The sequence below is a fragment of the Agromyces binzhouensis genome, from assembly GCF_004135055.1.
Taxonomy (GTDB): domain Bacteria; phylum Actinomycetota; class Actinomycetes; order Actinomycetales; family Microbacteriaceae; genus Agromyces; species Agromyces binzhouensis.
In genome coordinates, this window is record NZ_SDPL01000137.1 from 1 (window position 1) to 7166 (window position 7166).

Annotated in this window: 7 protein-coding genes; 1 reads left to right on the forward strand and 6 read right to left on the reverse strand. The window is 72.8% G+C overall.

All coding sequences use genetic code 11. The features are described from left to right. The coding region (locus ESO86_RS18745) for a hypothetical protein (protein WP_165307518.1) at nt 1-1024 on the forward strand (1024 nt) is incomplete at its 5' end. Nucleotides 1025-1033: 9 nt separating this feature from the next. On the opposite strand, the gene ESO86_RS08520 is transcribed toward ESO86_RS18745, so the two are convergent. From ESO86_RS08520 to ESO86_RS08545, 6 genes are all read right to left on the reverse strand, one after another. Then, nucleotides 1034-1627, reverse strand: coding sequence for a tetratricopeptide repeat protein (locus ESO86_RS08520; RefSeq protein ID WP_129234512.1), 594 nt, complete (start codon nt 1625-1627; stop codon nt 1034-1036). 51 nt (nt 1628-1678) lie between these two features. Next, on the reverse strand, nt 1679-2983 hold the full coding sequence (locus ESO86_RS08525) for a CDP-glycerol glycerophosphotransferase family protein (RefSeq protein ID WP_129234513.1): 1305 nt from the start codon (nt 2981-2983) through the stop codon (nt 1679-1681). Nucleotides 2984-3023: 40 nt separating this feature from the next. Beyond that, nucleotides 3024-3869 carry a glycosyltransferase family 2 protein gene (locus tag ESO86_RS08530; protein ID WP_129234515.1) on the reverse strand — a complete coding sequence of 282 codons (846 nt, stop codon included), beginning with the start codon at nt 3867-3869 and terminating at the stop codon, nt 3024-3026. Between the two features lie 49 nt (nt 3870-3918). Further along, nucleotides 3919-4731: a CDP-alcohol phosphatidyltransferase family protein gene (locus ESO86_RS08535; RefSeq protein WP_242492282.1), complete on the reverse strand. Its 813-nt coding sequence runs from the start codon at nt 4729-4731 to the stop codon at nt 3919-3921. A 2-nt stretch (nt 4732-4733) separates the two neighbouring features. After that, nucleotides 4734-5789, reverse strand: a complete 1056-nt coding sequence (locus tag ESO86_RS08540; protein ID WP_242492283.1) for a glycosyltransferase family 2 protein — start codon at nt 5787-5789, stop codon at nt 4734-4736. Between the two features lie 137 nt (nt 5790-5926). Next, nucleotides 5927-7166: S1C family serine protease (locus tag ESO86_RS08545; protein ID WP_129234514.1), on the reverse strand; the 1240-nt coding region annotated here is incomplete at its 5' end.

Consider the following 7166-nt stretch of genomic DNA (forward strand, 5'->3'; position numbering starts at 1 on the left):
CGCGCCGGGCGGCACGAACGCATCCGCCGACCCGAACGCGTCAGGCGGCCCCGAGTACGGCCCCGCCGGCGCGCAACGGACCGATCCCGCCGACCGGGCCGTCGGCCTCGAGCGGGGGTTCGACCGGCTGCTGTCCATCCAGCGACCGATCGTGCTCGCGCACCTCCGCGCCATCCGCCGGAACCACCCCACGGCGAGCCCCGAGGAGCTCGTCCGCGTGCTCGAGCGCCGGTACCTGACCGCCGTCACGACCGGCGGCGCCGCCGTCGGCGCGACCGCCGTCGTCCCCGGCATCTCGACCGGCATCACGCTCGCCCTCTCGGGTGTCGAGACCGCGGGCTTCCTCGAGGCGACCGCGCTCTTCGCGCAGTCGGTCGCCGAGGTGCACGGCCTCCACGTCGAGAACCCCGACCGCGCACGCGCACTCGTGATGACGCTCATGATGGGCCGCGAGGGCGCCGACCTCGTCCGGCACTTCGCCGCGCAGGCGACCGGGAAGGGCGTGCCGCAGAACGCCTACTTCGGCGAGATCATCACGAGCACGCTCCCACGCGCCGTCATGGGCTCGGTCGTCGACCGGCTGCGGCACGTGTTCGTCAAGCAGTTCGCCGTCAGGGGCGGCGCCGGCATCATCGGGCGGGCCATCCCGTTCGGGATCGGCGCCGCGATCGGCGGCATCGGCAACCACGTGCTCGGGCGCCGGGTCCTGCAGCAGTCCCGCCTGGCATTCGGCCCCGCGCCGTACGCGCTCCCCGTCGAACTGGAGCCGCGCGGCGACGAGACGGCGATCACCTCGGCCGGACGGCGTCTCGCTCGAGCGGTGACGACGGCAGGGCGCGTCGCGAGCCGGCCGTTCGGACGACTGACCGCCGGAAGGTCGAAGGGCGACGACGCGGATGCCTCGGACGAGGACGTCGCCCCGGGCGGCGATGACGCGACGGACGAGCCCATCGGCCGCGGCGAAGCCGGTGAACCCGGCGAGCCCGGCGCGGACCGGCCCGCCGACCCGGGCGGGACGGCCTGAGAACCCCGCCTACGCGATCGGCTCGTACCCGAGCAGCTCGCGCAGTTGGCTGGTCTCGGCATCGAGCACGTCCTCCGGCTTGCCCGCGTCCCGCCGCACCCGGAACCGCCCGCTCAGCGCGATCAGGCGATCGGCGACGTCGTGCTCGGGATCGCGCTCGATGAGGCGCAGGGTGATCACGAACCACCGCTCCGCGAGCTCGAGCTCGTCGGCGAACTCGAACGACTCGGCGACGTGGAGGTGCCGCCACCACTGCCCGCTCCCCGACCCGCGCAGCGCGTCGGCCGTCCGCAGCGCCGCATCGCGCTCGCCGAGCGCGAGCAGGATCGCGACGAGCCGGCCGGTCGCCTCATGGGGCTCGGCGTCGGATGCCTCGTCGGCGCGCCTCGCGACCGTCAGCGCCCGCTCCAGCTCACCCGCCATCTCGAAGTGCTCCGCCGCGACGAGCAGGAGGTGCGCACGCCGCACGCCCGACCCCAACTCGAACGCAGTGTCATCCGTCGCCCATTTCTCGAGCAGGTCGGCCCGCGCGACGTGCCCGCGACCGTCCGCGACGCGGAGCTCCAGCTCGTCGAGATCGTCCTCGGTGATCAGCTGCGCCATGGCCCGAGCATACGTTCCGGGCAGGCGGATCGCATCGGGTCGCGCGCGGTCTCAGTCGACTTCGATCTCGTCGGACTGCTCGGCCGCCTCGCCCTCCGCGTCGTGGTCGTCGACCTCGGGATCGGTCGCGTGCAGCGCCGCGAACCGCTCCCACTCCACCATGAGGTGGTCGACCGCCTCGTGGAAGCGACGGGTCGTAACGCCCGGCGTCGTGTCGCCGAAGTAGCGCTCGACCCAGTAGCCGAGCCGCTCGAGCGCCTGCGCGTCGTGCGCGACGTCGTCGACCCGGGCGAGCATCGTCGCGCCGTCGGCCCGGTCCAGCCACTCGCACGCGGAGAGGTAGCCGCCCGTGTCGACCTGCGCGTCGGGGTTCGCCGGACGCGTCACCAGGAGCGGCTTGCCGGCCGCGAGGCGGTCGTAGACCATCGCCGAGATGTCGACGATCGCGACGTCGGCGGCCGCGAGCTGCCAGCCGAGGTCCTTGCCCTCGTCGACGACGTGATGCGCGGACGGGTCCGCTGCGTTCGCCTGCTCGAGCAGGCGCTTGATCTCCTGGTTCGCGGCGCCGTACTCGTGGTCGACCACGCCCGAGCGCGGATGCGGCCGGTAGATCACGCGGTGCCGGCCGCTCGCGATGAAGGCGCGGACGAGGTCGACGCCGTGCGAGGCGATCGAGCCGTACGCGGCCGCACCGCGATCCCCCTCCCACGTCGGTGCGTAGAGCACCACCTCACGCTCGTCGTCCGGGTACGGCAGCGCACTGCCGTCGAGGTAGTGGTCGGCCTGCGGGCGGCCGATGGGGATGGCCCGCTTGTCGAAGTCGTAGTCCCAGAGCACCTTCTCGAGGCGCGCCCGCGCGGCATCGCCGGCGATGAACGCGTAGTCGTAGGCCTTGAACTGGTTCGTGGTCATGTACATCTTGTCGGACTCGCCGTGGTTGATGAACACGTGCCAGCGGCGCCCGTAGCGCATCATCTGGAAGTTCTTGGCGTTCTGGTTGACGTAGAAGATCACGTGCAGGTCCTGCTCGTGGATCACGTGCTCGAGATCCGCGACCCGGCGGACGTACGCCACGGGCACCGGTGATTCGTCGAGGAGCGCGAGTGCCGCGCCCGACGCGCGACTGAGCACCAGCACCGGGTGCCGCTCGGCGAGCCGCGCGAGCGGCCGGTACCACTGGCGCAGCTGGTAGAGGTTGACCTTGCCGTCGGCGAAGTAGACGCCCACGCGGAACCGGTGCGGCTCGAGCGTGCCCTGCTCGGCGAGCTTGTCGACCAGCTGCCGCTGCGCACGCCGCGAGCGGATGACGTTCTGCACGAGCTTCACGGCGCGGCGCGCGTCTCTCCTCAGTTCCACCGTCCAAGGGTAGCCGCCGTCGCGCATCGCGCATGACGCGTCAGACGACGGGGGGCCGCCCGGCGAGGGTCATCCGCCACACGGTGCGCCACCGCATCGGGCGTCGCTCCCCCGCGTCCTCGCGCCAGCCGGCGCGCCACCCCGCGAACCACGCGCGGAGCGCCGCGGGCTGCCGGAACCACCGCAGCACCTGGATCGCCGTCCAGGAGCCGACGTAGCACGGGACGAGGAGCGCCGGCAGGTTGCGGCGCGCGAGCCAGACCCGGTTCCGGGCGTTCAGCCGGTAGTAGTACTCGTGGCGCGCCGGGTCGATCACCGGATGCGCCGCCTCGAGCTCGCCCGCGTACCAGGCGCGGTAGCCGGCATCCCACACCCGCCATGCCAGTTCGATGCCCTCGTGCGCGTAGAAGAACGGGTCGGCCCAGCCGCCGGAGGCATCGAACACGTGCCTCGGCATGAGCACCGCGCCCTCCCAGCAGGAGAACACCGGGCCCGAGTGCGCCGGATCGCCCTTGCGGATGCGCGGGATCCAGCGCCGGGGCGAGGCGAGCCCGGTCGGGTCGACCACGCGGGGCTGGACGAGCCCGAGGTCGGGCCGCGAGGCGAGCATGCGGCATCCGTCGGCCAGGAAGGACGGACTCGGCAGGTACGCGTCGTCGTCGAGGAAGAACAGCACGTCGCCCGCGACCTCTGGGACGCCCCGGTTGCGACCGGCCGGGATTCCGAGGTTCTCCGGCAGGTGCAGCGTGCGCACCTCGGGCGGGAGCGGCGGGTCGGCGGTCGCCGGGTCCCAGCCGTTGCCGACGCAGGCGACGTCGACGTCGACGTCCTCCTGGTCGAGGATGCTCCGGATGCCGCGCGCGAGCTCGACGGGACGTCGGCCCATCGTCAGGACCACGACCCCGACGCGGGGCCGCCCGGTCGTCGACGTCGGATCAGGCACGGACACGGCGGGAGGCCATGATCGCGATGAAGTGGCCGAGGAGCGCGAGCACCGCGAGGGGCAGCAGCGCGGCGAGCACGACACGGTCCACCAGCGGTTGGCCGACGAAGAGCCCCACGACCGCCGCGGCGAACGCGATGAGCGTCAGTTCGACCGAGTGGTAGAGGCGGTGGAACGGCACGAAGCGCGCAGCCTTGCGCAACGTGGCGACGAGGCCCCCGCGCGGCGCGGTCTCGCCGTGCGTGTCGGCCAGCTTCGGCAGGCCCGCGTTGGCCCGGGCGACGTGCACCATGTCGTTGAGCGCCTTGTTCAGCACGATGACGAGCGCGAGCAGGGCCGCGATCGTCGTCCACAGGAAGTCGGCGGGGAACTCCAGCGGGTAGGCGGCCGCGCGGATGCCGAGGGCGATCGGGATCAGCGCCTCGGTCGAGTAGTGGCCGACCTTGTCGAGGAACACGCCGGCCGGGCTCGACGTGCGGCGCCAGCGCGCGACCTCGCCGTCGCAGCAGTCGACGAGCATCTGCAGCTGGCCGAGCACCACCGCGAGCAGCGCGCCCCAGATGCCGGGGATCAGCAGGGCCGCGGCGGTCGACCAGCCGACGAGGATCATGAGGCCCGTGACGCCGTTCGCCGAGATGCGCGTGTGCAGCAGCAGCCACGTCAGGTAGGGCGAGAGGTCGCGCAGGTACAGCGATGCCGTCCAGTGCTCCGCGTTCCGGCGGCCGCGGACCTCGGGAGGCTGCGTCACCGCGCGCTGCGCGGCGAGGCTCGACGGGATCCCCCGGTCCGGCATGGGCTCCGACATGCTCACCTTCCCGTGTGCGTGGCGATGTTGGTCGTGAGCGAGAGGTACCCGAGCACGAAGCCCGCCCCCCACGCGACGTGGATGCAGGGCAGGACGGCGAGGAACCACGCGGCCGTCGCAGCGCCGCTGCGGCGCGCGTACGCGAGCGTCGCCACGACCACGAAGAGCACGTAGACGAGCGGCACGACGAAGCCGACGAGCAACCACGGCGCCTGGCCCGTCATCGCCTGGACGATGCCGACGACGCCGAGGATGAGGCCGAGCAGCACGCCGACGACCATGGCGGGCGGGACGAAGTACCGGAGGCCGTTCGCCGTCGGGAATCGGCGGGCGAGTTCCCCCCGCCACAGCCCGGTGGAGAACATCTGGCGCGCCAGTCGCTCCAGGCTCGAGCGCGGGCGATAGGTCACCGCGAGTTCGGGCGTGAACCAGACCGTCCCGCCCGTCTGGCGCAGTCGGCGGTTCAGCTCCCAGTCCTGGCCGCGCTTGATCGTCTCGTCGAAGAGGCCGACTCGCTCGAGCGCGCTCCTGCGGAACACCCCCAGGTAGACCGTCTCGACCGGCCCCTCGTGGCCGCCGACGTGGAACGCCGAGCCGCCGAGGCCGACGGGGGTCGTGTAGGCCAGCGCCACCGCGCGCTCGAACGGCGTCTCGCCGCGCGCGTCCATGATGCCGCCCACGTTGTCGGCACCGGTGCGCACGAGCGTCTCGACCGCGAGGCGCGTGTAGTCCACCGGCAGCATCGAGTGGGAGTCGACCCGGACGACGACGGGGTGCACGGCCGCGCGGATGCCGATGTTGAGGCCCGCGGGCGTGGACCCCACCTCGTTCTCGAGCACGTGGACGCGCGCATCGCGCGACGCGAGGTCGGCGACCAGTTCGTTCGTGCCGTCGATCGAGGGGCCGAGCGCGATCAGCACCTCGACCGGGCCGTCGTACTCCTGCGCGAGGATCGACTCGACCGCGGCGCGCACGTGCGACGCATCGTTCAGCACGGGCATGACATACGAGACGCCGATCGGCGGCGACGGTTCCGCCGGATGGGGCTGGTCGGGCATGGTCCTCACTCGTGCACTGGGTCGATCGAGCCTAGCAGCAGGGACCCCCGCGATCGCGGTGCCGACGCGGGGGTTGCGCGCACGAGCGACGGGGGCCGGACCATCGGTCCGGCCCCCGTCGGAGCGGTCGCCCGGGATCAGCCCTCGAACGTGCCGAGGGTCACGGTCACGGTGTTCGACTCGCCGTCGCGCGTGTAGGTCAGCTCGGCCTGGGCACCGCCCGCGAGGGCGCGCACCTGCGCGGTCAGGTCGGTCTGGTCGGTGATCGGGATGCCGTTCAGCGCCGTCACGACGTCGCCGGACTGCAGGCCCGCCGCCTCGGCGGCGCCGCCCGCGCTCACCTCGGAGATGAGCGCACCGACCGTGGAGCTCTCGCCGCTCGCCTGCGCCGAGGTCACCGTCGCGCCGAGCAGGCCGTGCGTCGCCGAGCCGTTCTCGATGATCTCGCCCGCGATGCGCTCGGCGAGGTTCGAGGGCACCGCGAAGCCGACGCCGATGTTGCCGGCCTCGCCCGAGCTGCCGCCGGCGGAGAGGATCGCGACGTTCACGCCGATGAGCTTTCCCTCGCCGTCGAGCAGCGCGCCGCCCGAGTTGCCCGGGTTGATCGCGGCGTCCGTCTGGATCACCGGGATGGAGATGAGGCCGCCGCCCGACGAGCCGTTGCGCTCCTGGCCGTCGAAGTTCCAGAAGTCGAACGGGCTGTCGCCCGACCCGCCCTGGTCGCCCTCGCCGCTGTCGGGCGCGGTCTCGGGCGCTGCCGAGGACTCCACGTCGATGCTGCGGTTCAGGGCGCTGACGATGCCGTTCGTGACGGTGCCGGAGAGGCCGAGCGGCGCGCCGATGGCGATCGCGGTGTCGCCGACGTTGAGCTCGCTCGAGTCGGCGAACTCGATCGGCGTGAGGCCCGAGGCATCCGTCAGCTTGATGACCGCGAGGTCGCTCAGCGGATCGGTGCCGATGAGCTCCGCCGAGTAGAGCGAGCCGTCGTCGGCCTTGACCTGGATCGACGGGTCGCCGGTCGCGCCGTCGAGCGTGACGACGTGCGTGTTCGTGAGCACGTACCCGTCCTCGGAGAGGATGATGCCCGAGCCCGTGCCGCCCGACTGGCCGCCGCTCACCTCGATGGTGACGACGCTGGGGCTCGCGGCCGCGGCGACGGCCGCGACCTGGTTCACGGAACCGTCGTCGTTCACGACGAGGCGCTGCGTGCCCGACGAGGTCTGCTCGACGGCGCTGTCGCCGTCGTTCGTCATGAGCGCCGTGATGCCGGCACCCGACGCACCGCCGATGAGTGCGGCGGCGACGATCGCGGCGGCGACGCCGAAGCCGACCCGGCGCTGGTTCGGCGCGGGCTCCTGGGCTGCGCTCGGGGCGCCG

What these genes read in the sequence shown, in the direction of transcription:
- ESO86_RS08535 (WP_242492282.1), bottom strand. Translation starts at nt 4,731, where the DNA reads ATGTCGGAGCCCATGCCGGACCGGGGGATCCCGTCGAGCCTCGCCGCG.
- ESO86_RS08520 (WP_129234512.1), bottom strand. Translation starts at nt 1,627, where the DNA reads ATGGCGCAGCTGATCACCGAGGACGATCTCGACGAGCTGGAGCTCCGC.
- ESO86_RS08530 (WP_129234515.1), bottom strand. Translation starts at nt 3,869, where the DNA reads ATGGGCCGACGTCCCGTCGAGCTCGCGCGCGGCATCCGGAGCATCCTC.
- ESO86_RS08540 (WP_242492283.1), bottom strand. Translation starts at nt 5,789, where the DNA reads ATGCCCGACCAGCCCCATCCGGCGGAACCGTCGCCGCCGATCGGCGTC.